Genomic DNA, 23,955 nt, shown 5'->3' on the forward strand with positions numbered 1-23,955 from the left:
CGGCCTGGGGAGGGGCACACACATGCGCGGCACACACATGCGGACGTACGGCAACCCGGTCATCCCCGGCTTCCACCCCGACCCGAGCGTGTGCCGGGTCGGGGACGACTACTACCTCGTCTGTTCCAGCTTCGAGTACTTCCCCGGCGTCCCGCTCTTCCACAGCCGGGACCTGGTGCACTGGCGGCAGCTCGGCAACGTCCTGGAACGCCCGGGGCAGTTGACCCTGCCCGAGGACACCCCGGCCTCCGGCGGTGTGTACGCCCCGACGATCCGGCACCACGACGGGCTCTTCCACGTCATCACGACCAACGTCGGCGCGGGAGGCAACTTCCTCGTCACCGCCGAGCGGCCCGAGGGGCCCTGGTCCGACCCGGTGTGGGTCGACGTCCCCGGCATCGACCCGGACCTCGCCTGGGACGAGAACGGCGACTGCTGGTGCGCCGTGGCGGGGGTCGCGGTGGCCAGGATCGACACCCGGACCGGGAAGGTGCTGGAGGGGCCGCTGCCGATGTGGTCCGGGACGGGGCTGCGGGACCCGGAGGCACCGCACCTGTACCGGGTCGGGGAGTGGTGGTACCTGCTGGTCGCCGAGGGCGGTACCGCGCTCGGGCACGGGGTGTCCGTGGCCCGCGCCCGCTCGCCGCGCGGCCCCTGGGAGCCGGCGCCCGGCAATCCGCTGGTCTCGCACCGGGGCACCCGGGAGCCGATCCAGTGCACCGGCCACGCCGACCTGGTCCAGGCCGCCGACGGCAAGTGGTGGGCGGTGCTGCTCGGCACCCGGCCGCGCGGCTGGTTCCCCGGGTTCCACGTCCTCGGCCGGGAGACCTTCCTGGCCCCGGTGGAGTGGGCGGACGGCTGGCCGCGCATGGGCCCGGTACGGGAGCGGCACGAGGCCCCGGCCGCCTGGCACCCGGTCGAACAGCCGCCCGCACGGGACGACTTCACGGCCCCGGTCCTCGCGCCGCACTGGATCTCCCCGCGCAGCCGCCCGGCCGGGTCCTGGTCGCTGACCGAGCGCCCCGGCCGGCTGGTGCTCACCGCCACCGGGGACAGCCTCGACCGCGCCGGGCACACCTTCGTCGGCCGGCGCCAGCAGCACACCGACTGCCGGGCCGCCGCCCTGCTCGAACCGGGCCCGGGACGCGCGGGCCTGACGGTCCGGATCGACGAGGCCCACCACTACGACCTCGAAGTGAGCGGGGGAGTGGCGAGCGTGGTCGTGCGGATCGGTCCGGTGCGGCAGCGGGTCGCCGAACGCGCGGTGCCGCCCGGCCCGTTGACCCTGGCCATCGAGATCCGTACGACCCGGGTTCCGGCGCCCACGGCCACCGCGCCCGGGACGGACGGCGACGCGACCGGCGTGCGCCCCGCCGGGCCCGACGCCGTGACCCTTTCGATCGAAACGTCCGACGGTGTCGTCCGGCTGGCCGAACTCGACGGCCGCTATCTCTCCACCGAGGTGGCGGGCGGGTTCACCGGCCGGGTCATCGGCATGTACGTCACCGAGGGGCGGGCCGCCTTCGACTGGTTCGCCTACACGCCGACGAGCTGATGCGCGACACCTTGACGCTCCTGGTGCGCCTTTCTAGAGTCGCCGTTCGGAACGTTCGGTGATAACACCGAATGTTTCGAAAACGGCGGCCCCAGAGCACCACCGAACCAGGACGGCGTCGGTCGTCCCGTACCCCAAGGAGCGCATCATGGGCGACCCGGCACTGTCCCGGCGCGGATTCCTGGCGGCCACCGCGGCCGCCGGGCTGGGCATGACCGCCCTCAGCGGCTGCGGCGGCTCGGACTCGGGGACGTCGGGGGGAATCACCACCGTCGAGTGGTGGAACATCTCCACGACCGAGCCGGCGAAGGGCGTGTGGGCGGCCCTCGCCAAGAAGTTCGAGGCGCAGAACCCCAAGGTCAAGCTGAAGATCGTCCAGCTGGAGAACGACGCCTACAAGACGAAGATGACGGCCCTGACCGCCTCCGGGAAGCTCCCCGACGTCTTCCACACCTGGGGCGGCGGCGTGCTCCAGCAGCAGGTCGACGCCGGACTCGTCAAGGACCTCACCGACCCCACCAAGTCCTGGGCCGACGGCCTGCTCCCGGTGGCCAAGCAGGCGTACATCCTCGGCAACAAGACCTACGGCATCCCCTTCGACATCGGCATGGTCGGCTTCTGGTACAACAAGGCGCTCTTCAGGAAGGCCGGGATCAGCACGCCCCCGACCACCTGGAGCGGCTTCCTCGACGCCGTGAAGAAGCTGAAGGCCGCCGGTGTCACCCCGCTCGCCCTGGCCGGCAAGGAGAGCTGGACCGGGATGTACTACTGGGCGTACCTCGCGATGCGCACCGCCGGCATCGACGCCCTCAAGAAGGCGAACGACGACAAGGACTTCACCGGTGCCGGGTTCGTGGAGGCCGGACAGCACCTGAAGGACCTCGTCGCCCTGCAGCCCTTCCAGAAGGGCTTCCTGGGCGCCGCCTACTCCACCCCGACCGGCCAGGCCGCCGCCGTCGGCAACGCCAAGGCCGCGATGGAGCTGATGGGCCAGTGGGCCCCCAGCGTCGAGGCCGACGCGGGCAAGGGCATCGGCGCCGACCTCGGATTCTTCCCGTTCCCGGCCGTCGAGGGCGGCAAGGGCACCGTCACCGAGGTCTTCGGAGGCGGCGGCGGACACGCGCTGCGCGCCGACGCCCCGCAGGCCGCCGTCGACTTCCTGAAGTTCTTCGCCTCCGAGACGACGGACGCGGAACTGGTGAAGAAGACCAGCGTGCTGCCCGTCGTGCCCGCCGCCGAGAGCGCCCTGAGCGACGCCAACCTCAAGCTCGTACAGGCCCAGTTGAAGGCAGCCACCGGCTTCCAGCTCTACCTCGACCAGGCCTACGCGCCCGCCGTCGGCCAGCAGGTCAACGACAGCGTCGCCGGGCTGATCGCCGGGTCCAAGTCGCCCACGGACGTCGCCCAGGCGATCACCAAGACCGCGAAGGAAGAGCAGTAGGCCGCCCGATGACCTCGACCTACCTGCCCGGCACCCGGTCGGGACCGGACGCCGCACCCCGGCCGCTCCCGCCCGCGGGCCGAACGCGCACCAGGCGCCGGCTCCTGCACTGGCTCACCGCGGTGGGCTTCCAACTGCCCGCCCTGGCGCTGTTCGGCGTCCTCGTCCTGCTGCCGATCCTGTTCGCGCTGTACGCCGCGTTCTTCCGCTGGGGCGGCTTCGGCATGCCCTCCGACTACGTCGGCACCGACAACTTCACCCGGCTCTTCCAGGACGACGTCTTCCTCGGCGACCTGTGGCGCTGCCTGCTCCTGGTCGTGCTGTCGCTGGCGCTGCAACTGCCTTTCGCGCTCGCCATGGCGGTCCTCCTCAACCAGAGGATCCGCGGCCGGGCCGTCTACCGGATGCTGTTCTTCGCGCCGTACGTGCTCTCCGAGGCGATCACCGGCGTGCTGTTCGGCATGATCTTCGCCCCCGGTGACGGTCTCGCCGACCACCTGCTCGGCGACCTCGGCCTCGGCGCGCTCGGCGGGAAGTGGTTCGCCGACCCCTCCACCGTCATGGCCACCCTCTTCCTGGTCATGACCTGGAAGTACTTCGGCTTCCACATGATGCTCTACCTGGCCGGACTCCAGTCCATTCCGGCCGAGTTGACGGAGGCCGCGACCGTCGACGGCGCCTCGCCCTGGCAGCGCTTCCGGCACGTCACCCTGCCGCTGCTCGCCCCCACCCTGCGGATCAGCGTCTTCCTGTCGGTGATCGGCTCCATCCAGCTCTTCGACCTGGTGTGGGTGGTCACCGCCGGCGGCCCCGACCACCACTCGGAGACCATGGCCGTGACCATGTTCCAGTACGGCTTCAAGCGCTACCAGGTCGGCTACGCCAGCGCGATCAGCGTGGCCATGTTCGGCATCAGCCTCGTCTTCGCCCTCGCCTACCAGCGGTTCGTGCTCCGCCGCGACCTGGCGGGCGCCACCACGAACATGCGGGGGGACGGCGCATGAGCGACAGCCGCAAGACCGTACGCACACTTCCGCTGCACCTGGTCCTCGTCGTGGTCGGCGCCCTGATGGTCGTACCCCTGCTGTACGCCCTGCTCTCCGGGTTCAAGACGACCGGCGAGCTGTCCCGCAACCCGGTCGGGCCGCCCGAGTCCTGGGTCACCTCCAACTACACCGGCATCCTCGGCTCCGGCGCGTTCTGGCGGCTGCTCGGCAACAGCACGCTGATCGCCGTCGCCACCACCGTCCTCGTGGTCGCGGTGTCGGCGCTGGCGGCCTTCTCCTTCGCGCGGTTCGCGTTCCGCGGGCGGGAAGTGCTGTTCACCGTGTTCACGATGGGACTGATGTTCCCCTTCGCGGTGGCCGCCCTGCCCCTCTTCCTGCTGCTGCGCTCGATGAACCTGCTGGACAACCCGCTGGGCGTGATCCTCCCGCAGGCCGCGTTCGGGCTGCCGATGACCATCATCATCCTGCGCGGCTTCTTCCGCGAGATCCCGGGGGAGCTGGAGGAGGCGGCCACCCTGGACGGCTGCGGGCCGTTCGGCTTCTTCTGGCGGATCCTGCTGCCCATGGCCCGGCCGGCGCTCGGCACGGTCTCCGTGCTCGCGGTGGTCACCAGCTGGAACAACTTCTTCCTGCCGCTGCTGGTCTTCACCGACTCCACCTGGTGGACCATCCCCGTCGGCGTGCAGCAGTTCCAGGGCCAGTACGCCACCGACACCGCCCGGGTCTTCGCCTATCTGGTCCTCGCCATGGTCCCCGCCCTGGCCTTCTACTCGGTCGCCGAGCGCCAGCTGGTCGGCGGCCTCACCGCAGGCGCCACCAAGGGCTGAACACCCCTTCCACGGACAGGAGTCGCACCATGTCCCGCACCCGGCTCAGCCGTACCCGCCTCAGACTCGCCGGCGCCCTCGCGGCCGTACTCGTGGCCGCCGGGGTGGCCACCGGCCCCGCCGCCCAGGCCCACGACCGCCCGCCCACCCTCGCCGAACTGGCCCAGCGCCACGGCCGCTACTTCGGCAGCGCCACCGACAACCCCGAACTCACCGACACCGCCTACACGAAGCTGCTCGGCACCGAGTTCGACATGATCACGCCCGGCAACGGCATGAAGTGGTACGCCACCGAACCCCAGCAGGGCGTCTTCGACTGGACCGACGGCGACCAGATCGTCAACCTCGCCCGCGCGAACCACCAGCGGGTCCGCGCCCACACCCTGGTCTGGCACAGCCAGCTGCCCGCCTGGCTCACCTCACGCGACTGGACGGCCCCCGAACTGCGCGCGGTCCTGAAGAACCACATCCAGACGGAGGTACGGCACTACCGGGGCATGGTCTACTCCTGGGACGTCGTCAACGAGGCCTTCAACGAGGACGGCAGCTACCGCGAGACCCTCTGGTACAAGACGCTCGGCCCCGGCTACATCGCCGACGCGCTGCGCTGGGCCCACCAGGCCGACCCGCACGCCAGGCTCTACCTGAACGACTACAACATCGAGGGCCTCGGCGCGAAGAGCGACGCCTACTACGCGCTCGCCCGGCAGCTGAAGGCGGCGCACGTGCCGCTGGACGGCATCGGCCTCCAGGCCCACCTCGCCCTCCAGTACGGCTATCCGGCCACCCTGGAGGACAACCTCCGCCGCTTCTCCCGCCTCGGCCTGGACGCCGCGCTCACCGAGGTGGACGTACGGATGCAGCTGCCGGCCACCGACGAGAAGCTGGCCGAGCAGGCGACCTGGTACGCGGATCTGACCAAGGCGTGTCTCGCCGTGCGCCGGTGCGTGGGCATCACCGTCTGGGACTACACGGACAAGTACTCGTGGATCCCGGCGTTCTTCCCCGGCGAGGGCGCGGCCCTGCCCTGGGACGAGCAGCTCGCCCCCAAACCGGCCTATGTCGCGTTGCGCGCAGCACTCGGCTACACCGGGTGACCGACCCCGGACGCACGTCGGGGCCGGTGCGCACCGTGTGTGTGCGTCCGGCCCCTGCTGATCACCGGGCGGAGCGGCGGGGCCGCCCGGGGTGGTGCGACGGGTCCGTCAGGCGGCGGTCACCACGCGGGCGGCACCGAGCGGGCGGTGCGGCGCGATGATCTGGCCGTCGGGCAGGAGCTCACCGGTGTCCTCGAAGAGCAGAACGCCGTTGCACAGCAGGCTCCACCCCTGCTCCGGGTGGTGCGCCGTCAGGCGGGCGGACTCCCGGTCGGCGGATTCGGCTGTCGGACACGGCGGCTGGTGCTGGCACATGGATAGGGTCTCTCGCTCGGTCGTGGTCATGTCGTCCCCCGTGCTGATGAGTCGGTCGGAAACCAGTGTTGCCTTCCGGGCGTGGCTCCGCAGGGATTTCGCTGCACCGCTTCTCACAGGTTGAAGACGTGTCACCCACGCGGACGGTTCAGCTCCGCAGGGTTGCCAATTCGGATGGTTTCGCATGGCCGGATAGGGCTAGTCCGGACGGTGGGCCGGTATGGAGAGAAGGCGATTACCGGCTCTTAGGAGCGGTGAATTGCTCGTACGAGCGGCAGGAAAGGGAAACGTCCGTACGCGCCCGTACCCCGCCACTTGTCCGGCGGTGGCGGGGTACGGCGGTGGCGGGGCTCAGGCGGGCGTGATGAGCAGGGGGGCCGGGGTGATGCGGTGGGTCAGTACCGGGAGGAGTTCGGCGACCAGGTGCGGCCGGTGAGCCGCGATCCCGGGCGGGGCGGGGGCCAGCGGTATCAGCAGGTCGGTTGCGGCCGGGTGCCCCTCGGCGCCGTCCGCCGTGCAGTCGCCGTGCAGCCACAGGGTGAGCATGTAGAGACCCGGAAGGGACAACAGGCGCGGCTGGTACGTCTGTTGCAGGGCCTCGGCCTGGTGCAGGGCGCGTTCGGTGGAGGTGATGTAGGGGCCCTCGAAGAAGTGCGAGAAGGCCCAGCCGTCCGGGGTCAGCATCGTGTCCGCCGCGGCCACCGCCCGGTCGCCGCAGCGGATCAGGAAGCGCCAGCCGGCCAGCCGGGTGGCGGACACGCCCTCCGTGGTGATCCGGTCCATGACGTGCACGGGAAGGGGGAGTTCGGGGGTCGTGGGGCCCTGGGCGGTGCGCAGGGAGGGGGTGCGGGCCTCGCGGACCGCGGTGGGGGAACCAAGGGCGGTGAGGACGGAACGCAGTGCGGGCGCGGGGGCAGGAGGGACTTGCAGCGGCATGGTGGGTCGCCTCTCGTTCGACAGGCGCGGCGGCGCGAGGGCAGGGGCGGACGGCGCTGTCAGCTCACAGGAAGTCAGAGAGGCGGGGGCCCGGTTCGGTGACGAGAGGTGCGGGCGTTGCCTGCCGCACGTCGCTCGGGCGGCAGGAACCAGACCGTGGGCGCCAGCCTTCTGCCTTGTTCGCGGAGTTTATACGACGCCTGTTCAGGTGGTGTTTCACCGGGATGTTCCACAGAAGTGAGCAAGGCGCAATTCGGCCATTGATTGATGTGGAAACCTCCCGATTTCCAGCCCTTCGAAGCCCCGCTGACCTCGGAATACGAGGCTGTCGCGGTCGGCCGGATGTCGTCGGCGTTTTTCACGAGGAGAACGGGGAACCCGAAGTTGCATGCGGCGTCATGCCTCGTGAATGTGCCGCGGGACACATTCCAACAGAGTAGCGGGTGCAGGTGCGGCGCGCGACGTTATCGATCGCTTCCGCTGGGCATCATCCCACCTGGACTCGGGACACCGGCGGCCGGAAGCCCGGCCCGCCCATTCGAGGAGGGACGCTTCGATGGGGGAGAAGGTCGTGGCGGGCCGGTTCGACCTGTCCGATCGCCGGCACTACCGTGAAAAGCTCCAGGACTGCCTGACGGGGCTGGAGCGGCTGCTGGTGGAGAAGCGGTTCGACCGCCCCAAGAACCTCATGGGAGTCGAGATCGAATTGAATCTCGCGGGCTCCGACGGCATGCCGAGAATGTTGAACGGACAGGTTCTCGAACGTATCGCGAGCCGTGATTTCCAAACAGAACTCGCCATGTTCAACCTTGAGGTGAACATTGCTCCACACCGGCTCGACGGGCGGGTTTTCGACCGGCTCGCGGAGGAACTCCGCACCTCGCTGGCGTACGCCGACCGCAAGGCGGGCGAGGTGGACGCCGGGATCGTGATGACCGGCATCCTGCCCACCCTGGAGCGGGACGACCTGGTCTCCGCGAACCTCTCCGAGGTGGACCGCTACACCCTGCTCAACGACCAGATCGTGGCCGCCCGGGGCGAGGACTTCCTGCTCGACATCGAGGGCGTCGAGCACCTCGTGTGCACGTCGAAGTCGATCGTCCCGGAGGCCGCCTGCACCTCCGTGCAGCTGCACCTCCAGGTCACCCCGGCCCGCTTCGCCGACGTGTGGAACGCGGCGCAGGCGGCGGTCGCCGCGCAGATCGCGGTGGGCGCGAACTCCCCGTTCCTCTTCGGCCGCGAACTGTGGCGGGAGTCCCGTCCCCCGCTGTTCCTCCAGGCCACCGACACCCGCCCGCCGGAGCTCCAGGCGCAGGGCGTCCGGCCGCGCACCTGGTTCGGCGAACGCTGGATCGGCTCGGCCTTCGAGCTGTTCGAGGAGAACCTGCGCTTCTTCCCGGCCCTCCTGCCGATCTGCGACGAGGAGGACCCGCTGGCCGTCCTCGACGCGGGCGGGGTGCCGAAGCTCGCCGAGCTCGTCCTGCACAACGGCACGGTGTACCGCTGGAACCGGCCGGTCTACGGCATCGCCGACGGCGTCCCCCACCTGCGTGTCGAGAACCGGGTGCTGCCGGCCGGGCCCACCGTCACCGACATCGTCGCCAACGCGGCGTTCTACTACGGCCTGGTCCGCGCCCTCGCGGAGGAGTCCCGCCCGGTGTGGACCCGGCTGCCGTTCGCCGCGGCCGAGGCCAACTTCGACACGGCGTGCCGCGACGGCATCGACGCGCGCCTGGTCTGGCCGAGGCGGGCGCGGTACGGCGGCGGTACGGCGGAAGTGGACGCGGTCACCCTGGTCCGCGACGAGCTGCTGCCACTGGCTCACGCGGGTCTCGACGCCTGGGGGGTGGAGCCCGCCGACCGGGACTTCTACCTCGGCGTGATCGAGGAGCGGTGCCGCCGGCGGGTCAACGGGGCGTCCTGGCAGGCGGCGACGTTCCACCGGGCACTGGAGCGGGGGCTGCCGAGGGACGCGGCGCTGGCGGCGATGACGCGGCGGTATGCGGAGCTGATGAACGAGGGGGAGCCGGTACATACGTGGCCGGTGGGGTTATTGGAGCCGGTGCCGATGGGGTGAGGGCCGACGAGGCTGCGGGGCGGGGGGCGGCGCGTTGCCGGGTGCGGCGGCGTGGGGGCTTGTCGCGCAGTTCCTCCCCCAGCGTTCGGCCGGGGGACCCCCAGCGCCCCTTTCGGGGCGCTGCAGTCGGGCCCTGTCGTTCAGTCGTCGGGGTCGCGGTGGGGGTCGGTCGTGTCTGCTTCCGGTTGATCGGGCAAGCTGTGGTGTTCCGTGGTGAAGGTGGCCGTGGGGCGGGTTTGCTCGACTGGAGGCAGGAGTGCAGGTGGAGGCGGATCAGGTGGCCGGGGCTTATCCACTGGAGCGGCCCTCGCGGCGGATGTTCAGGGACGAGACGCTGCTCGTCCTGGGGCTTTCGCTCGGGGCGAGCGGAGTGTCCGCCCTGATCAGCTTCATCGGGTCGGTCACCAAACCGGGCGGCCTCAAGGACCAGGCGGCGACCCTCAACGCGTCGGCCGCACCGGGCCGCCCCTGGCTGGACCTGGCCTGGCAGCTCTTCGGCATCGCGACGGCACTCGTCCCCGTCCTCCTCGTCGCCCACCTCCTCCTGCGCGAGGGCGCGAGCCTGCGCACGCTGGGCTTCGACCGCACCCGTCCCTGGCCCGACCTCGGGCGCGGTGCCGGGATCGCCGCCGTGATCGGAAGCACCGGCATCGCCTTCTACCTCGCCGCACGCGGCCTCGGCTTCAACCTCACGGTGGTCCCGGAGGCCCTGCCCGACGTGTGGTGGAAGTACCCCGTACTGATCCTCTCCGCGATGCAGAACGCGATCCTCGAAGAGGTCATCGTGGTCGGCTACCTGCTGCGCCGCCTCGACCAGCTGGGCTGGACCGCCGGCACCGCGCTGGTGGCCAGTTCCGTCCTGCGCGGCTCCTACCACCTCTACCAGGGGATCGGCGGCTTCGTCGGCAACATGGTGATGGGCGTGGTCTTCGTCTACCTGTACCGGCGGTGGGGCAGGGTGGGTCCCCTGGTGGTGGCGCACAGCCTGCTCGACATCGGCGCGTTCGTCGGCTACGCGCTGCTCGCCGGCAAGGTGGGCTGGCTGCCTACGGCGTGAGCAGTTCGCCGTCGACGACGGTGACCGCACGCCCGGTCAGCAGCGTGCGGCCACCGCGCAACGAGGTCCGGACGAGCCCGGTACGACGGGAGGCCTGCAGCCCCGTGAGATCTGTCCTCCCCAGCCGCCCGGACCAGTGCGGCGCGAGGGCGGTGTGGGCGCTCCCGGTCACCGGGTCCTCGTCGATGCCGACGTTCGGGAAGAAGCAGCGGGAGACGTAGTCGTACCCCTTGGCCGGGTCCTCGGCGCGGGCGGTGGCGATGATCCCGCGTGAGGAGTGGGCGCCGAGGTTCCGGTGGTCCGGGGCGAGGCCGAGGACCGTCTGCTCGTCGGCGAGTTCGATGAGCAGGTCGCCGATGTTCGCCCCGGTGTCGAACACGGCGACGGGATCTGCCCCGAGCGCCTCGGCGACACCGTCGGGTGCGTCGACCCGGGTGAGCGGCGCGGTCGGAAGATCCAGCGTGATGGCTCCGTCCGGACCGGTCGAGGCGGTCAGCACCCCGCTCCGGGTGGCGAACCGCACGGGTCCCTCGTGCGCCCCCGTGGTGTGCAGCACATGCGCGGTGGCCAGCGTGGCATGCCCGCACAGCGCGACCTCCGTGACCGGCGTGAACCACCGCAACGCCCAGTCCGCGTCCCCGCCCTGGGACAGCGGGTGCGCGAACGCGGTCTCGGCGTGGTTCACCTCCATGGCGACGTTCTGCGTCCACCCGTCGTCAGGAAAGGAGTCGAGCAGCACGACCCCGGCCGGGTTCCCGGAGAACGCGCGCTCCGCAAAGGCATCGACGATTCGAATCCGCATGCCCCAGACGCTAGGGCGCCCGCACCACACCCGACCAAGGCCAATCCCGCAGCCCTGGCCCGATTTCCCCCAGGCCCTTCAGGCACTCGGGGAGGCACGACTGCCCGCGCCGAGTCACCGTAAGGGGCGCTGGGGAAGGAATTGCGCGGGCAACCACAACGGTGCTGCAGCGGCTCACGACGGGGCGCGCCCCTGAGGGGCGCGGGGGTCCCCCGGCCGAAGGCTGGGGGAGGAATTGCGCGGGCAACCACAACGGCGCTGCAGCGGCTCACGACGGGGCGCGCCCCTGAGGGGCGCGGGGGGTCCCCCGGCCGAAGGCTGGGGGAGGAATTGCGCGGGCAACCACAACGGCGCTGCAGCGGCTCACGACGGGGCGCGCCCCTCAGGGGCGCGGGGGTCCCCCGGTCGAAGGCTGGGGGAGGAATTGCGCGGGCAACCACAACGGCGCTGCAGCGGCTCACGACGGAGCGCGCCCCTCAGGGGCGCGGGGAACTGCGCGAAAACCCACGACGGCGCCGCACCTGCCCCCCGACCGCTCGTCCCACGGCGCTGACACCCCAGCGCCCCCGGCAAGACGAAAGGGCCGACCCGTCACCAGGTCGGCCCTCCTGAGCGGAACGCTCAGTCCGTGCCGAGTTCCATCGCTGCCCGGTCCAGCAGCTCGTCGGCGTCCGGCGTGGCCTCCCCGCGGGACGCGATCGCCTCGGCGCCGCCCTCCGGCATGCTGCCGATGAGGCCGGTGGCCGCCGCCTGCGCCGCCCCGATCGCCGGGTTGGCGGAGCCGATCAGACCCAGCCCCGCGTACTGCTCCAGCTTCGCGCGGGAGTCGGCGATGTCGAGGTTGCGCATGGTCAGCTGGCCGATCCGGTCCACCGGGCCGAACGCCGCGTCCTCGGTGCGCTCCATCGACAGCTTGTCGGGGTGGTAGCTGAACGCGGGACCGGTCGTGTCGAGGATCGAGTAGTCCTCGCCGCGCCGCAGCCGCAGCGTCACCTCACCGGTGACGGCCGCGCCGACCCACCGCTGCAGCGACTCGCGGATCATCAGCGCCTGCGGGTCCAGCCACCGGCCCTCGTACATGAGCCGGCCGAGCCGCCGGCCCTCGTTGTGGTACTGCGCGACCGTGTCCTCGTTGTGGATCGCGTTGACCAGCCGTTCGTACGCGGCGTGCAGCAGCGCCATGCCCGGCGCCTCGTAGATGCCCCGGCTCTTGGCCTCGATGATCCGGTTCTCGATCTGGTCGGACATGCCGAGCCCGTGCCGGCCGCCGATTGCGTTGGCCTCCATGACCAGCTCGACGGCGGTCCCGAACTCCTTGCCGTTGACGGTCACCGGACGGCCCTGGTCGAAGCCGATCGTCACGTCCTCGGGCAGGATCTCGACCTCGGGGTCCCAAAACCGCACGCCCATGATCGGCTCGACGGTCTCGATGCCGTTGTCCAGGTGCTCCAGGGTCTTCGCCTCGTGCGTGGCGCCCCAGATGTTGGCGTCGGTGGAGTACGCCTTCTCGGTGCTGTCCCGGTACGGCAGCCCGTGGGCCGCCAGCCACTCGGACATCTCCTTGCGGCCGCCGAGCTCGGTCACGAAGTCCGCGTCCAGCCAGGGCTTGTAGATCCGCAGGTGCGGGTTGGCGAGCAGGCCGTAGCGGTAGAACCGCTCGATGTCGTTGCCCTTGAAGGTCGACCCGTCGCCCCAGATCTGGACGTCGTCCTCCAGCATGGCCCGCACCAGCAGCGTGCCGGTGACGGCACGGCCCAGCGGGGTGGTGTTGAAGTACGCCCGCCCGCCCGAGCGGATGTGGAACGCACCGCAGGTGAGCGCGGCGAGGCCCTCCTCGACCAGCGCGGCCCGGCAGTCGACCAGGCGCGCGATCTCCGCGCCGTAGGTGTGCGCACGGCCGGGCACCGACGCGATGTCGGGCTCGTCGTACTGGCCGATGTCGGCGGTGTAGGTGCACGGGACGGCGCCCTTGTCGCGCATCCACGCGACCGCGACCGAGGTGTCGAGCCCGCCGGAGAAGGCGATGCCGACGCGCTCGCCGGCGGGAAGGGAGGTGAGGACCTTGGACATAGGAAGATTATGCATGAGAACGCATGGTCATGCAACGCCCCTGTTGGAGGCCTGTCGGGGGGATCGCGCAAGGGCGTAGGGAGGGCCTTGTCATTCGAGCGATTCCGATATATCGTCGAGGCATCGCGAAAGATACGCGACAGATCAACGATGGATGGAGTGATTGCGATGCGTTCCCACGGATTCGAGCGTGGACATGGTCAGGCCGGCCCTCACCCGCACGGGCGGGGCGGCTTCGGTGGACGTGACGGCAGGCGTGCGGCGTTCGGGCCCTTCGGCCCGGGGGGCCCCGGTTTCGGTCCCGGCGGGCCCGGTTTCGGACCGGGGCACTGGGGGCCGCGCGGACGCGGTGGTCCCAGGGGAAGGGCGCGGCGCGGTGATGTGCGGGCCTCGATCCTGGCCCTGCTGAAGGACCGCCCGATGCACGGTTACGAGATGATCCAGGAGATCGCCGAGCGCAGCGGCGGCGCGTGGAAGCCCAGCCCCGGCTCGGTGTACCCCACCCTTCAGCTGCTGGAGGACGAGGGCCTGATCACCAGCGAGAGCGAGGGCGGCAAGAAGCTGTTCTCCCTCACCGACAGCGGCCGGACCGCCGCCGACGAGGGCCCCGACGCCCCCTGGGAAGAGGCCTCCCGCGGGGTGGACTTCGAGGCCCTGAGCGAGATCCGCCAGGCCGGCTTCGGCCTGATGGAGGCTTTCGGACAGGTCTGGAAGACCGGCAGCAAGGAGCAGCGCGAGAAGGCGCTGGCCGTCATCAACGAGACCCGCAAGAAGCTGTACCTCATCCTCGCCGACGAGGACTGACCCTCGGGCGGGAGCCGGGACCGGGCGCGCCCCGCGGAGTGATCCGCGGGGCGCGCTGCCGTCTCCGCCGGACCGTCCCCCTAGGCGACCAGGCCGCCCAGCTTGCGCAGCGACTCGTTGAGGGCCGCCGTCGCCGAGTCCTTGAGCTTGCCCGCCATCAGCGACACGGCCGCGCCCGTGAACTCCCCGTCGATCCGCACCCCCGTCGCGTCCCCGTCCGGGGTCAGCGTGTAGCGGGTGGCGACGGTCACCGCCATCGGGCCCTTGCCGCGGATCGCCAGCACCCGCGCCGGCTCCAGCTCCTCGATGGTCCACTCGACCTCCGCCGGGAAGCCCATCAGCTTCATGTTCTCCTGGAAGGTGCCGCCCACCGCCAGGGTCTCGGGGCCGCCCTTGGGAAAGTTGGTGTGGGTCGCGTTCCACTCGCCGTACGCCGACCAGTCGGTGAGCTGTGCCCACACCTTCTCGGCCGGTGCCTGGATGCGTGCCTCCGCGCTGACTTCGGCCATCGGGCCACCCCTTCGTGTCGGGCTACGGTGTCGCGGAACGTAGCCGCAGGGCGTCGAACATTCAATACTGATGAACCGTCAGGAAATGTGCCGATCGGAGGGCACCCGGGCCGGTCAGCCGACCCGCCGTATCAGCGCCGCGTCGAACAGGTCCCACGCGCGCGGCAGCGCGCTCTCGTCGTGGCAGTGCCAGGCGTCCCAGAACAGGTCCGCGAGCAGTGCGTCCGCCGGCGCGTAGACCCGGTACACGTACTGCCTGCCGTCGACCGCCGGCAGGGCGACCAGCCAGCAACAGCACCCGCTCTCCACGTCAGTGGGGGACGTCCGGCGGGTGTGCGACGGTTGCGCATGGGGCGCGCGGCAAGACGGCGCGCGCCCCGATGGCCGGAATCGGCCTGATCTCATCCGCAAGGAGGAGATTCCGGCCACCCGTGTCCACTCTGCGTGGGACGCGAAGATGCTTCCCCCCGCCGATGACTCGGGCCCCTGGGATTGATGAGGTAAGGGGTGTGCAACCCCGTATTCCCCGCCAGCCCGCCCAGGACCAGGGCGGTATCCACGCGGACGACGATGCCGGGCTCGGTGCCGAGTCGGCAGCGGTGGTCGCCGGTGCCCGCCGCCGGGCCGTACGGGACGGGGACCGCCAGGTCGACACCGCCCATCTGCTGCACTCGCTGATCGAGTACGACCCCGAGGTGCGCGCCGTCATCGGCGACGCTCCGCAACTGGCCCGCCTGCTCGGCTACCTCGTGCAGCGCAGCATCGGCTACGGCCTGCGCTGGCAGAGCGGGGTCGAGGACTCCGGCGCGCTGCCCGTCCTCCCGCGCGCCGGGGGAAGGGCCGAGGGCAAGGGTGACGGCGCCTGGTCCCCGGTGGCCGCGGCCGCCCTGGAGTACGCCCGCAGCCGCGCCCGGCGCCGCGGCGCGGCCCACTCGGACGGCATCGACCTGCTCGCGGGCCTGGTCCTCGACCCGGAGTCCCGGGCCGTCGAGGTGCTGGAGCGGGCCGGGGTGGCCGCGCGTGAACTGGCCGTGCGGATAGACGGCGACGGGGCGGTCGGTCCGGCCGGAGCCGTCCTGGACGCCGAGGGGGAGCGTCGCCCGTCCAGCCGTTGAGACAGGTGTCATAGGGGATGACGCTCATGTCGCCTGCTGGCATCATGTGCCGGTGCACACCACTGACAGCAGCCATGGAAAGAGCCTCGGGCTCGCCCTCGCCCTCGGGTCGGCGCTCGCCTTCGGTGGCTCCGGCGTCGCGGCCAAGCCCCTGATCGAGGCCGGGCTGACGCCGCTGCAGGTGGTGTGGCTCAGGGTGACGGGCGCCGCCCTGGTGATGCTGCCCCTCGCCGTCCGCCACCGCGACCTGCCCCGCCGCAGGCCCGCGCTGCTCGCCGGATTCGGGCTGCTCGCCGTGGCCGGCGTCCAGGCCTGCTACTTCGCCGCCATCTCCCGGATACCGGTGGGCGTGGCGCTGCTCGTGGAGTACCTCGCGCCCGCGCTGGTGCTCGGCTGGGTCCGGTTCGTGCAGCGACGGCCGGTCACCCGTGCCGCCGCGCTCGGTGTCGTCCTCGCGGCGGGCGGCCTCGCCTGTGTGGTGGAGGTGTGGTCGGGGCTGCGGTTCGACGCGCTGGGGCTGGTGCTGGCGCTCGCCGCGGCCTGCTGCCAGGTGGGGTACTTCGTGCTGGCCGACCACGGCGGGGGCGAGGGGGCGGATCCGCTGGGGGTGATCGCCTACGGGCTGCTGGTCGGGGCGGGCCTGCTCACCGTGGTGGCCCGGCCGTGGGAGATGGACTGGTCGGTGCTGGGCGGCTCCGCGCGGATGAACGGTACGGACGTGCCGGCGGCCGTCCTGCTGGGGTGGATCGTGCTGGTCGCGACGGTCGTCGCGTACGTCACGGGTGTGGTGTCGGTACGGCGGCTGTCTCCGCAGGTGGCGGGGGTGGTGGCCTGTCTGGAGGCGGTGGTGGCGACCGTGCTGGCGTGGGTGCTGCTGGGGGAGCGGCTGGGTGCGGCGCAGGTGGTGGGGGGAGCCGTGGTCCTGCTGGGCGCGTTCGTCGCGCAGTCCTCGACGCCGGTGCCGGAGTCGGTGGTGAGCCGGAGCGCGGCGAAGGAGCCGGTCGGCTCGGCCTGAGCGCGCCGCGGCGGTTGCCGCGGCGGACCGGGTTCGTCCGCGGCACCGTCGTGACCGGCCGCGCAGTTCCTCGCCGGCCTTCGGCCGGGGTGCCCCCGGCGCCCCTTCGGGATGCTGTCGGGCGGCAGCGGACTTCACCTGCCCTGCCCGGACGCCCGCCCGCGCCCCGAAGGGGTGCGTCAGCCCGCGCCGGAAGTCGCCTCAGGCGCCCGTCAGGTACGACGGCACGGCAACGTCCGCCGCCAGGTCGCCGTTGGCCAGCGGAGCGTCGTACCCCTTGCGCAGCGGCAGTACGCCCGCCCAGTGCGGGAGGCCCATGTCCTCCGGTTCGTCGTTCGCGTCGCCCGTGCGGGTCTTGGCGGAGACCTCGTTCAGGTCCAGGCGGATCACCGCGGTCGCGGCGAGTTCCTTCTTGTTGGCGGGGCGGGAGTCGGCGGCCCGGCCCGGCACCACGTGGTCGACCAGGGCGTCCAGCGCGCGGCCCTTCTCCTCAGGGTCGGTGACCTGGTGGGCGACGCCGTGCACCACCACGGAGCGGTAGTTGACCGAGTGGTGGAAGGCCGAGCGGGCCAGCACGAGGCCGTCGACGTGGGTGACCGTCACGCACACCGCGAGTCCGGGGTCGGCCTGGCCGGTCATCCGCAGCGGGCGCGAGCCCGTCGAGCCGTGCAGGTACAGGACCTCGCCGACCCGGCCGTACAGCGTCGGCAGCACCACCGGCGCGCCGTCCCGCACGAAGCCGAGGTGACAGAGGTAGCCCTCGTCGAGGATCGCGTGCACCAGCTCCCTGTCGTACGAGGCCCGCTCGGCGGAGCGGGTGGGAACGTTGCGCTCGGTCCTGGCGTAGGCGGCGGGCTGGGCCGGGACAGTCCCCGGTGCGGCTGTCTCCATTGCAGATCTCCATTGCACTAGTGCATAATGTTGTTTGTGCTAGGAGAATATCGGATCGAAGGGCGCGGCGCAGCTGAGATTGCCGCCAGCGTCGAGCGCGCGGTGAGTGCCGGGGAGCTGGAGCCGGGGCAACTGCTGCCCCCGATGCGGGAGTTGGCGGGCAGGCTCGGGGTGAATCCCAATACGGTCGCGGCCGCGTACCGCACCCTGCGCGAGCGCGGGGTCATCGAGACGGCCGGCCGGCGGGGCAGCCGGGTCCGGCCGAAGCCGGCCACCACCGGACGGGACCTGTTCCCCGACGTCCCGGCCGGGGTGCGCGACCTGTCCTCCGGCAACCCCGACCCCGCGCTGCTCCCCGCCCTCGCGCCGGTCCTGGCGGCGGTGGCGGCCGAGTGCGACCGTGCCCCGGTCCTCTACGGCGCCGACCCGGTCGAGCCGGAGCTGGAGCGGAGGGCGAGCGCCGAACTGGCCGCCGCGGGCGTGTCCGAGGGGCCGCTCACCGTCACCTCGGGCTCCCTGGACGCCGCCGAACGCGTCCTGCTGGCGCACCTCAGACCTGGTGACGCCGTCGCTGTCGAGGACCCTGGCTGGAGCCGCACCCTGGACCTGGTCCCCGCGCTCGGTCTGCGGCCGGTCCCGGTGGCCGTCGACGGCGAGGGGCCGCGTGCCGACGCCCTCCGCCGGGCCCTGGAGTCCGGGGCGCGCGCCCTGATCGTCACGGCGCGGGCGCACAACCCCACCGGTGCCGCGGTGAGCGCGGCACGCGCGCGTGCCCTGCGGGCCGTCCTGAACGCGCACCCGCACACCCTGCTGATCGAGGACGACCACGGCCACGGCATCGTCGACCTCCCCCTGCACCCCCTGTCGGGCGTCACCCACCACTGGGCCTTCGTCCGATCGGTCGCCAAGGCCTACGGCCCGGACCTGCGCCTGGCCACCCTGACCGGCGACGAGGTGACGGTCGACCGGGTGCGGGGGCGCCAGCGCCTGGGTCCGGGCTGGGTGAGCCGCCTGCTGCAGCGCACGGTCGTCCGGATGTGGGCCGACGGCGTGGTGGACGGCCCGGCGGTGGCGGCGGCGTACCGGGCCCGCCGCGACCTCCTCGTCGACGCGCTCGCGGACCACGGCATCGAGGCGCACGGGCGCAGCGGCATGAACGTCTGGGTCCCGGTCCCGGACGAGACGGGCGCGGTGTCCCGGCTGCTGCTCGAAGGCTGGGCGGTGGCCCCGGGCGCCCGCTACCGCCTGGCGACCCCGCCGGGCATCCGCGTCACCGTCTCGACGCTGACTCCCGAGGAGGCCGGTCCGCTGGCTGCGGCGGTGGCGAGGGCCGTCACACCGGCGAGGGGCCGCGTCCAGGCGTAGGCGCTCCGCTGGAAGTGCCGCGGTGTGCGGTCTGCGGTCTGCGGTCTGCGGTCTGCGGTCTGCGGTCTGCGGTCTGCGGCGTGCGGCGTGCGGCGTGCGGCGTGCGGTCTGCCGCGCCGTCGTGGCTGGTCGCGCAGTTCCTCCCCCCAGCCTTCGGCCGGGGGGGTCCCCCAGCCGCCCCTGGCGGGGGCGCGGTTCCGCAGCCGACGTCACCAGGTCCGCTCAGTCAGCCGCAGCCTGCGTCCTCCCGGGTCGCTGCCGCACCTGGGTGAGGGCCGCTCCCGCGAGGACGATCACCGCGCCGACCGGCGTGCTCCACCGCAGCGACTCGCCCAGCACCGCGACCCCCGCCGCGGCGGCGATGACCGGGATGAAGTACGTGACCATCTGGGCGGTGGTCGGCCCCACCTCCGCCACCAGCCCGTACTGGACGAGCACCGCGAGCCCCGTCCCCAGCGCGCCGAGCGCGGCGATCGCCAGCAGCGGCACGAGGGCGAAGTGCCCCGGGAAGGACGTGAACAACGGCGTCACCACGGCCAGTTGCCCGGTCGCCAGCAACAGCTGCGCGCCGGTCATCGCCAGGTGCGAGTCACCCGTCCCGGCCAGCGTCCGCCGGACGTAGATCCATCCGACCGGATAACTCAGCGACGCCAGCAGCGCCATCACCGTCCCCGTGACGTCCAGGCCGTGGAAACCCTCCCAGGCGCCCAGCACCGTCAGGACACCGATGAACCCCAGGCCGAGCCCGGCGAACCGGACCCTCGTCGGCCGGTCCTCCGACAGCGCCACCAGCGACAGCACCATCCCCCACAGCGGCGAGGTCGCGTTGCAGATCCCGGCCAGGGTGGACGGAATCGTCAGCTCCGCGTAGGCGAAGAGGGAGAACGGCAGCGCGTTGAGCAGGAACGCGGCGACCGCGAGATGCCCCCAGGTACGGGCACCGCGCGGCAGCCGCTGCCGCTTCACGGACATCGCCGCCGCGAGGACCACCGTACCGAACACCAGCCTGCCGAGCGTGACCTGGAACGGTGCGTAGCCTTCCGTCCCGACCTTGATGAACAGGAAGCTGAAGCCCCAGATCAGGGAGAGGGCGCCGAAGCGCAGCCGCCAGTCGAGGCGCGGGCGGGAGGGGGCGGCGGCAAGCGCGGACTCGCCGGCCGCGGTGGTGGTCACGGTGCTCATGCCCGCAACGATGCTGGAGGCAACCTCGTAGCACAATCGAGATTTATCACTGAGTACCTCTTAGAATTGCTTACATGTTGAACCTGGAGCGCCTGCGAACCCTCGACGCCCTCGCCCGGCACGGCTCGGTCAGCGGTGCCGCCGAGGCCCTGCACGTGACCACGTCGGCGGTGTCGCAGCAGATGGGCAAGCTGGAGCGCGAGGTGGACCAGCAGCTCCTCGCCAAGAACGGCCGGGGCATCCGGCTCACCGACGCCGGGCGGCTGCTCGCCGAGCACGCGGCCCGGATCCTGTCCCAGGTGGAGCTGGCCCAGTCCGACCTGGAGGCGCACCGGGGCCAGGTCGTCGGCGAGCTGCGGCTGTCCGCGTTCCCGACGGCCGCCCGCGGCCTGTTCCCGACCGCACTGGCCGCGCTGCGCGCCCGGCACCCGGCGCTGCGCGTCCGCTCCAGCGAACTGGAGCCGGAGAACGGCATCGCCGGGGTCGTCCGCGGCGACCTGGACCTCGCCGTCGTCCTGGACTGGTACAACAAGCCGATGCCGGTGCCCGACGGGCTCGTCAAGGCACCCCTGCTGGACGACCCGGCCGAGGTGGCACTGCCGGTCGGACACCGGCTCGCCGACCGCGAGGAGGTGGACCTGGGGGAGTTCGCGGAGGACGAGTGGATCACCTGGGGCGAGGGCGAGTTCTGCCACGAGTGGCTGATGTTCACGCTCCGCTCCCGCGGCATCGAGCCCATCGTCGGGCACCGCGCGGCCGAGACGCACACGCAACTCAACCTGGTGGCAGCCGGGCTGGGCGTCTGCATCGCCCCGCTGCTGGGCCGCCACCCGGTGCCGGAGGGCGTGGTCATGGTGCCGCTGAGGCAGCGGGTGCGCCGCCATGTGTACGTCGTCTGGCGGGCCGACGCCGACCGCCGCCCCTCGATCCGGGCGGCGGTGCGGGAGCTGCGCGGCGCGGCCGGGGCGATCGCCTGAAGCGGCCCCCGCGAACCGCCTTACGCCGAGCCCAGCTTGCGGAAGTCCCAGGAGGCGGTCCTCGTCGGGGTGAGCCGCGCCCAGGCGTGCCGGCCGTCGTGCGGCATCTCGTCCAGGCCGAAGTTCTTGCGGGCGAACACCGTCTCGATGTAGTCGAGTTCGGCGACCAGTTCGCCGGTGCGCGGGACCTCGCCCACGAACTCGACGGTCCCCCTCAGCTCGACACCGCGCAACTGGTCGTACTCCTCACCGGAGTCGACGACGACCGCCACCCGCGGATCACGGCTGAGGTCCTTCCAGCGCTGGCTGCGCACCACCGAGTAGAGCCACAGGGACGTGCCGTCCCAGGCGAACCACAGGGCGCTCACGTGCGGGGCACCGGACGCCGAGACGGTCGCGACCCGGCAGGTGCGCTGCGTGGTGAGGAACTCGTCCAGTTCGCCGGGCGTCATCATGATCTTCCGGCCCCGGCGCTGAGTGACGGTCATGCGGCCCCCTCTTCTTCTGTCTCTTCTTCCGTTCCCGCGCGTTGGCGGTTAGTGTCACCCGCCCCGCACCAAGGTGGAAGGGGGCGTCATGCCGTCCTCGTACGAACGGCTCGCGGAACTCCTCGACCCCGTGAGCACCGTGCTGCTCACCGTCGAATGCCAGCAGGGCGTGGTGGGCCCGGACAGCGCGCTGCCCGAACTCGCCCGTGAGGCAAGGGCGTCGGGGACTCTCGACAACATCGCCCGCCTCGTCGCCGCCGCGCACGACACCGGTGTCCAGGTGATCCACGCGATCGCCGAACGCCGCCCGGACGGCCGCGGCGCGAACCGCAACGCCCGCCTGTTCCGCGCCGCCGAACGGCTGCCCGTCCAGCAGCTCTCCGGCACCGCGGCGGTCCGCATCGCGCCCCCCATCGAGGTCTCGGAGGAGGACCTCGTCGTACGACGGCTGCACGGCCTGTCGCCGATCCAGGGCACCGACGTCGACCCGCTGCTGCGCAACCTCGGCTGCCGCACCCTGGTCGTCACCGGTGTCTCGGCCAACGTGGCCATCCCCAATGCCGTGTTCGACGCGGTCAACCGGGGCTACACGGCCGTCGTCCCGGCCGACGCCGTCGCGGGAGTGCCCTCGGAGTACACCCCCGCGATGGTCCGCAACACCCTCGCGTTGGTCGCTACGGTCGCGACCACGGACGAGGTGCTCGGCTGCCTCAAACAACCGCGCCGGCGGTCCTGACGATCAGGCCAGCGAGATCTGGTCGCCGGAGACGGTGATGTTGGCCGCCGTCAGACCCGTGGTCGCCGGGCCCTGCTTCACGCTGCCGTCCGCTATCGCGAACTTGCTGCCGTGACAGGGGCAGACGATCTCGCCGGCGGCGATGCTGGTCACCGCGCAGCCGGCGTGCGGGCACTTCGTGGAGAACGCCTTGTACGTGCCCGACGTCGGCTGGGTGACGACCACGGCCTGGTCCTTGTAGATCGTGCCGCCGCCCTCGGGGATGTCCGTGGTCTTGGCGAGCGCGGTGCCGCCGGCCGCGGCCGTGGAGCCGCCGGCCGAGCCGTTGCTGTCCTGGGTGGTGGAGCCACCGCCCGCGTTGCCGTTCGTGGTGGTCGTGCTCGACGAGTCGTCGTCCGACGACCCGCAGGCGGTCAGCGCGGCGGCGAGCCCTGCCGCTCCGGCCGCCACCATGACGGTGCGGCGAGCCGGGTTGGCCGAGGGGTTGAGCGGTGCGCTGGTCATGTGAGGGATTCCCTTCCGCGGAGCTTCTCGTTGATCCGTCCAGGGGTACGGTCTTCGGGCACCACCTGTTCAGACGGCATCCAGATAGTGACCACCTGGACATGAGGCTTCGGTAAAACGGCGCTGTCGGTTCGCTGTCGGTCCTGACCTGCGACGCAACAGGGCCGGCGCCCCGCGGCGCCGGCACGCCGGACGGTCCGTGCGGAAGGGCACCGTGACCTGGCCCGCCGGGTCGAGGACTCCGCGCCGGACGGCCCGCGCCGGACATCGCCGCTGGATTATTCGGAGCCGTTCTCTTCGACGGTGAGGAGGACGACCAGTGACAGCTTTTCGTCATGGGCGTCGGCCATTTTCAGACAGTCCAGGTCGACACGTCCGAGCCGTGGGTGCCGCAGTTCCTTCCGGGCGGAGGCGAATCCGCCGACGTTCCGCTCGTCCCACAGCGCGCGGAACGTCTCGGAGGAGTCCAGCAGCGACTCCAGCAGCGCGGGGCCACGCGGATCGTCGGGGTACCGGGCGAGGGCCACCCGCAACTGCCCGGCCAGGGAACGTGCCTCGCCGGGCCAGTCGACGAACAGTTCCCGACCCCGTGCCTCTGTGAAGGTGATCCAGAGGATGTTGCGCTCGTCCGCCGGGCGCTGGTCGAGGCCGCCGAGCAGCTCGGCGTACGCCTCGTTGTACGCCAGCAGGTCCCACCACGGGTTCATCACGTAGGCGGGCTTGGGGGACAGTTCCCGTACCAGCCGTGCCAGCAGCGGATCGACCTTCACGGGCCCCGGACCGGTGGGCGGCGGCACCAGCGCGGCCAGGGTGAACAGGTGCGCGCGCTGTGGCCCGGAGAGCCGCAGCGCGCGGGCCAGACTTTCGATGACCTGCCTGCTCACGCTGATGTCACGGCCCTGTTCGAGCCACGTGTACCAGGTGACGCTCAGCCCGGCGAGCTGTGCCAGCTCCTCACGGCGCAGCCCCGGGGTGCGACGCCGCGGCCGGGACCGGAAGCCTGCCGCCGCCGGGTCGGTCGCCTCCCGCCGGGCGCGGAGAAAGGCGCCGAGTTCGTCGCGCTGGACCAGGTCTGCCATGGGCCGGACTCCTCTGGGACGGTGGTTCCGTCCCTCACCGTAGGAGGCTCGGTGACCATGACGCCAACGAGAATTGGGAACAGAAGGTATGCGTTGACGTCATGGA

The 23,955-nt window shown here is 71.7% G+C and carries 24 protein-coding genes; 13 read left to right on the top strand and 11 right to left on the bottom strand.

Translation table 11 applies throughout. The annotated features are described in order from the left end of the window. The first annotated feature begins 37 nt into the window (after positions 1–37). The 5 genes from ACIQVL_RS38215 to ACIQVL_RS38235 all read left to right on the top strand — a co-directional run bounded on the left by ACIQVL_RS38215 (position 38) and on the right by ACIQVL_RS38235 (position 5,927). A complete protein-coding gene (locus tag ACIQVL_RS38215) occupies positions 38–1,555 on the top strand; it encodes a glycoside hydrolase family 43 protein (protein WP_403477728.1) in 1,518 nt (505 codons plus the stop codon). A 148-nt stretch (positions 1,556–1,703) separates the two neighbouring features. After that, the gene (locus tag ACIQVL_RS38220; RefSeq protein WP_403477657.1) at positions 1,704–2,996 is read left to right on the top strand and encodes an extracellular solute-binding protein; all 1,293 of its coding nucleotides are present in this window, start codon (positions 1,704–1,706) and stop codon (positions 2,994–2,996) included. 8 nt (positions 2,997–3,004) lie between these two features. Then, positions 3,005–4,000: a carbohydrate ABC transporter permease gene (locus ACIQVL_RS38225; protein WP_403442810.1), complete on the top strand. Its 996-nt coding sequence runs from the start codon at positions 3,005–3,007 to the stop codon at positions 3,998–4,000. Beyond that, a complete protein-coding gene (locus ACIQVL_RS38230; RefSeq protein ID WP_403442812.1) occupies positions 3,997–4,830 on the top strand; it encodes a carbohydrate ABC transporter permease in 834 nt (277 codons plus the stop codon). The genes ACIQVL_RS38225 and ACIQVL_RS38230 overlap by 4 nt, the downstream gene beginning before the upstream one ends. 29 nt (positions 4,831–4,859) lie before the next feature. Beyond that, the gene (locus ACIQVL_RS38235; RefSeq protein ID WP_403477658.1) at positions 4,860–5,927 is read left to right on the top strand and encodes an endo-1,4-beta-xylanase; all 1,068 of its coding nucleotides are present in this window, start codon (positions 4,860–4,862) and stop codon (positions 5,925–5,927) included. Positions 5,928–6,035: 108 nt separating this feature from the next. Here ACIQVL_RS38235 and ACIQVL_RS38240 read toward each other — a convergent pair whose 3' ends face one another. Then, positions 6,036–6,242, bottom strand: a complete 207-nt coding sequence (locus ACIQVL_RS38240; protein ID WP_382733559.1) for a DUF5999 family protein — start codon at positions 6,240–6,242, stop codon at positions 6,036–6,038. 351 nt (positions 6,243–6,593) lie between these two features. After that, entirely contained in the window at positions 6,594–7,178 is a 585-nt protein-coding gene (locus tag ACIQVL_RS38245) for a hypothetical protein (protein ID WP_403442818.1), read from the bottom strand. Between the two features lie 556 nt (positions 7,179–7,734). Between ACIQVL_RS38245 and ACIQVL_RS38250 the strand changes: the two genes are divergently transcribed. After that, entirely contained in the window at positions 7,735–9,255 is a 1,521-nt protein-coding gene (locus tag ACIQVL_RS38250; protein WP_403442821.1) for a glutamate--cysteine ligase, read from the top strand. Between the two features lie 256 nt (positions 9,256–9,511). Then, positions 9,512–10,312, top strand: a complete 801-nt coding sequence (locus ACIQVL_RS38255; protein ID WP_403442824.1) for a CPBP family intramembrane glutamic endopeptidase — start codon at positions 9,512–9,514, stop codon at positions 10,310–10,312. Here ACIQVL_RS38255 and ACIQVL_RS38260 read toward each other — a convergent pair. Beyond that, on the bottom strand, positions 10,302–11,114 hold the full coding sequence (locus ACIQVL_RS38260) for a PhzF family phenazine biosynthesis protein (protein WP_403477659.1): 813 nt from the start codon (positions 11,112–11,114) through the stop codon (positions 10,302–10,304). The two genes, ACIQVL_RS38255 and ACIQVL_RS38260, sit on opposite strands and share 11 nt — an antisense overlap. Positions 11,115–11,735: 621 nt before the next feature. Next, positions 11,736–13,184, bottom strand: coding sequence for an argininosuccinate synthase (argG, locus tag ACIQVL_RS38265; protein ID WP_403442830.1), 1,449 nt, complete (start codon positions 13,182–13,184; stop codon positions 11,736–11,738). Positions 13,185–13,352: 168 nt separating this feature from the next. Here argG and ACIQVL_RS38270 point away from each other — a divergent pair, with 168 nt between their 5' ends. Continuing rightward, complete coding sequence (locus ACIQVL_RS38270; protein WP_403477660.1) at positions 13,353–13,988, top strand: PadR family transcriptional regulator; 636 nt, start codon at positions 13,353–13,355, stop codon at positions 13,986–13,988. 80 nt (positions 13,989–14,068) lie between these two features. Here the strand turns inward: ACIQVL_RS38270 and ACIQVL_RS38275 are convergent, their stop codons facing one another. Both ACIQVL_RS38275 and ACIQVL_RS38280 read right to left on the bottom strand, forming a co-directional pair. Beyond that, positions 14,069–14,497: an SRPBCC family protein gene (locus tag ACIQVL_RS38275; protein WP_089105600.1), complete on the bottom strand. Its 429-nt coding sequence runs from the start codon at positions 14,495–14,497 to the stop codon at positions 14,069–14,071. A gap of 114 nt (positions 14,498–14,611) precedes the next feature. Further along, entirely contained in the window at positions 14,612–14,806 is a 195-nt protein-coding gene (locus tag ACIQVL_RS38280) for a hypothetical protein (RefSeq protein ID WP_177233345.1), read from the bottom strand. Positions 14,807–15,006: 200 nt separating this feature from the next. Between ACIQVL_RS38280 and ACIQVL_RS38285 the strand changes: the two genes are divergently transcribed. Both ACIQVL_RS38285 and ACIQVL_RS38290 read left to right on the top strand, forming a co-directional pair. After that, entirely contained in the window at positions 15,007–15,612 is a 606-nt protein-coding gene (locus ACIQVL_RS38285; protein WP_403442836.1) for a Clp protease N-terminal domain-containing protein, read from the top strand. A 46-nt stretch (positions 15,613–15,658) separates the two neighbouring features. After that, positions 15,659–16,627 carry an EamA family transporter gene (locus ACIQVL_RS38290; RefSeq protein WP_403477661.1) on the top strand — a complete coding sequence of 323 codons (969 nt, stop codon included), beginning with the start codon at positions 15,659–15,661 and terminating at the stop codon, positions 16,625–16,627. A gap of 201 nt (positions 16,628–16,828) precedes the next feature. On the opposite strand, the gene ACIQVL_RS38295 is transcribed toward ACIQVL_RS38290, so the two are convergent. Further along, positions 16,829–17,518, bottom strand: coding sequence for a pyridoxamine 5'-phosphate oxidase family protein (locus tag ACIQVL_RS38295; protein ID WP_403477662.1), 690 nt, complete (start codon positions 17,516–17,518; stop codon positions 16,829–16,831). A 36-nt stretch (positions 17,519–17,554) separates the two neighbouring features. Here ACIQVL_RS38295 and ACIQVL_RS38300 point away from each other — a divergent pair, with 36 nt between their 5' ends. Beyond that, entirely contained in the window at positions 17,555–18,883 is a 1,329-nt protein-coding gene (locus ACIQVL_RS38300; protein WP_403477663.1) for an aminotransferase class I/II-fold pyridoxal phosphate-dependent enzyme, read from the top strand. A 222-nt stretch (positions 18,884–19,105) separates the two neighbouring features. On the opposite strand, the gene ACIQVL_RS38305 is transcribed toward ACIQVL_RS38300, so the two are convergent. Further along, on the bottom strand, positions 19,106–20,065 hold the full coding sequence (locus ACIQVL_RS38305) for a DMT family transporter (protein ID WP_403477664.1): 960 nt from the start codon (positions 20,063–20,065) through the stop codon (positions 19,106–19,108). 74 nt (positions 20,066–20,139) lie between these two features. Here ACIQVL_RS38305 and ACIQVL_RS38310 point away from each other — a divergent pair, with 74 nt between their 5' ends. Continuing rightward, positions 20,140–21,042, top strand: a complete 903-nt coding sequence (locus ACIQVL_RS38310) for a LysR family transcriptional regulator (RefSeq protein WP_403477665.1) — start codon at positions 20,140–20,142, stop codon at positions 21,040–21,042. 20 nt (positions 21,043–21,062) lie between these two features. Here ACIQVL_RS38310 and ACIQVL_RS38315 read toward each other — a convergent pair whose 3' ends face one another. Beyond that, positions 21,063–21,530 carry a pyridoxamine 5'-phosphate oxidase family protein gene (locus ACIQVL_RS38315; protein ID WP_403442852.1) on the bottom strand — a complete coding sequence of 156 codons (468 nt, stop codon included), beginning with the start codon at positions 21,528–21,530 and terminating at the stop codon, positions 21,063–21,065. A gap of 88 nt (positions 21,531–21,618) precedes the next feature. Here ACIQVL_RS38315 and ACIQVL_RS38320 point away from each other — a divergent pair, with 88 nt between their 5' ends. Then, complete coding sequence (locus ACIQVL_RS38320) at positions 21,619–22,266, top strand: isochorismatase family cysteine hydrolase (RefSeq protein WP_403477666.1); 648 nt, start codon at positions 21,619–21,621, stop codon at positions 22,264–22,266. A 3-nt stretch (positions 22,267–22,269) separates the two neighbouring features. Here the strand turns inward: ACIQVL_RS38320 and ACIQVL_RS38325 are convergent, their stop codons facing one another. Continuing rightward, positions 22,270–22,770, bottom strand: coding sequence for a Rieske (2Fe-2S) protein (locus ACIQVL_RS38325; RefSeq protein WP_403442857.1), 501 nt, complete (start codon positions 22,768–22,770; stop codon positions 22,270–22,272). A 278-nt stretch (positions 22,771–23,048) separates the two neighbouring features. Further along, complete coding sequence (locus ACIQVL_RS38330; protein ID WP_403442858.1) at positions 23,049–23,849, bottom strand: helix-turn-helix transcriptional regulator; 801 nt, start codon at positions 23,847–23,849, stop codon at positions 23,049–23,051. Positions 23,850–23,955: the final 106 nt, after the last annotated feature.

This window comes from Streptomyces sp. NPDC090499 (assembly GCF_044769305.1).
In the GTDB taxonomy this organism is placed as follows: domain Bacteria; phylum Actinomycetota; class Actinomycetes; order Streptomycetales; family Streptomycetaceae; genus Streptomyces.